Source organism: Streptomyces sp. OfavH-34-F (genome assembly GCF_022347745.1).
Classification (GTDB): domain Bacteria; phylum Actinomycetota; class Actinomycetes; order Streptomycetales; family Streptomycetaceae; genus Streptomyces.
Genome location: NZ_JAKRGC010000582.1, coordinates 1 through 1796 on the forward strand (window position 1 = coordinate 1; position 1796 = coordinate 1796).

Below are 1796 nucleotides of genomic sequence, written 5' to 3' on the forward strand. Positions count from 1 at the left end.
GGCCTCGGCGGTGACCTCGGCGACCGCGGCCTCCGGGTCCTCGCCGCGCTCACGGGCGGCACGGGCCACCAGGCGGTCGGCCTCCTCGCGCAGCTCGACGGCGCGGCGCTGGGCGCGCTCCAGCTGCTTGGTCAGCTCGGCGGCCTCGCGCTCGGCCTGCTTGGCGGCGTTGTTCGCGGAGTCGGCCTGGACCTCGGTGAGCGAGCGGGCGCCGGTGATCTCGGCGACCTCCGGCTCGAAGACGCCCGCGCCCTGCACGATGTGGCGCGAGGCGTCCACGCCCGCGTCCTCCATCAGGCGGAAGATCTGGCGGCGCTGGTGCGGCAACGCCAGCGAGACGACGACACCGGACTTGCCGGCCCGCGCGGTGCGGCCCGAGCGGTGCAGGTAGTCCTTGTGGTCGCCGGCCGGGTCCACGTTCAGGACCAGGTCGATGCCGTCGACGTGGATGCCGCGCGCGGCGACGTCGGTCGCGACGAGCGCGTTGACGTAGCCCTTCTTGAAGTCCTCCAGGACGCGGGTGCGCGCGCCCTGGGTCATGCCGCCGTGCAGCGCGTCCGCCTTGACGCCCGCGTCGACGAGCTGCTCGGCGATACGGTCGGCGCCCAGCTGGGTGCGGACGAAGATGATGGTGCGGCCCTTGCGGGCGGCGATGGCGGAGGTGACCGGCGCCTTGTCCTTCGGCTTCACGACGAGGACGTGGTGCGACATGGTCGAGACGTTGCCCTGGGCGGAGTCGACCTCGTGGGTGACCGGGTTGCTCAGGTAGCGCTTGACCAGCGTGCCGATCTCGTTCTCCATGGTGGCGGAGAAGAGCATGCGCTGGCCGCCCCCGGGGATCTGGTCCAGCAGCTCGGTGACCTCGGGCAGGAAGCCCAGGTCGGACATCTGGTCGGCCTCGTCGAGGACGGCGACCTGGACGTTCTCCAGGGAGCAGGCGCCCCGGTTGATGATGTCGCGCAGCCGGCCCGGCGTGGCGACGAGGATGTCCACGCCGCGCTCCAGGGCGTAGATCTGGTTGCCCATCGACGTGCCGCCGCAGACGACCTTCATCTTGAGGCCGAGCACGTCGCCGTACGGCTGCAGCGCGTCCGCGACCTGCATGGCCAGCTCACGGGTCGGCGTGAGGATGATCGCGCGCGGCTTCTTCTTCTCGGTGTGGCCGCCCGCCAGCGCGGACAGGGTCGGCAGGCCGAAGGAGAGGGTCTTGCCGGAGCCGGTGCGGCCGCGGCCGAGGATGTCCTTGCCGGCCAGGGCGTCCGGGATGGTCGCCGCCTGGATCGGGAAGGGGGCGGTCACACCGTTCTGCGCGAGCTTGCGGACGATGCCCTCGGGCAGGCCCAGGTCGGCGAAGGAGATCGTCGGCTCGGAGTCCGCCGCCTCGGCGGACTCGGTGAGGACGGCCTCGGCGGCCGGGGCGAGCTCGTCGTTCTCGACGACCTCGGGCATGACGGTGTGGTCAGAGCTGGAAATTGACATGCGAAATGCGAAACCTTCCGGAGTCTCGGCACGCGCCCGTAACTCCGTGATTTCGCAATGTCGACCGCCTCAATGCGGTCCAGCCACGGCAAGGGAGAGTACGCGCCACACGGCGCTCTTCTGTGTCGGCGCCGGGCAATGGGATCAAACGATCTACCACCATACGCACTCTCACCCCCATCGCGCAACCCGCCCCCTGCCGGAGGCCGCTCAGACCGGCCCGGCCTGCGGTGACGCCTGCGGGGTCCGCAGCGCGTCCACGCTCCGCGGCCACGCCATCGCGTCGGTGCGCAGCCCGGCCGCCGGGGACGCGGACG

1 protein-coding gene is annotated in these 1796 nt (G+C 71.6%); it reads right to left on the reverse strand.

The genetic code is table 11. The annotated features are described in order from the left end of the window. Window positions 1-1449, reverse strand: a 1449-nt coding sequence (locus MHW47_RS35100) for a DEAD/DEAH box helicase (protein ID WP_239227865.1), incomplete at its 3' end; no start/stop codon positions are given. Between the last annotated feature and the right edge of the window lie 347 nt (window positions 1450-1796).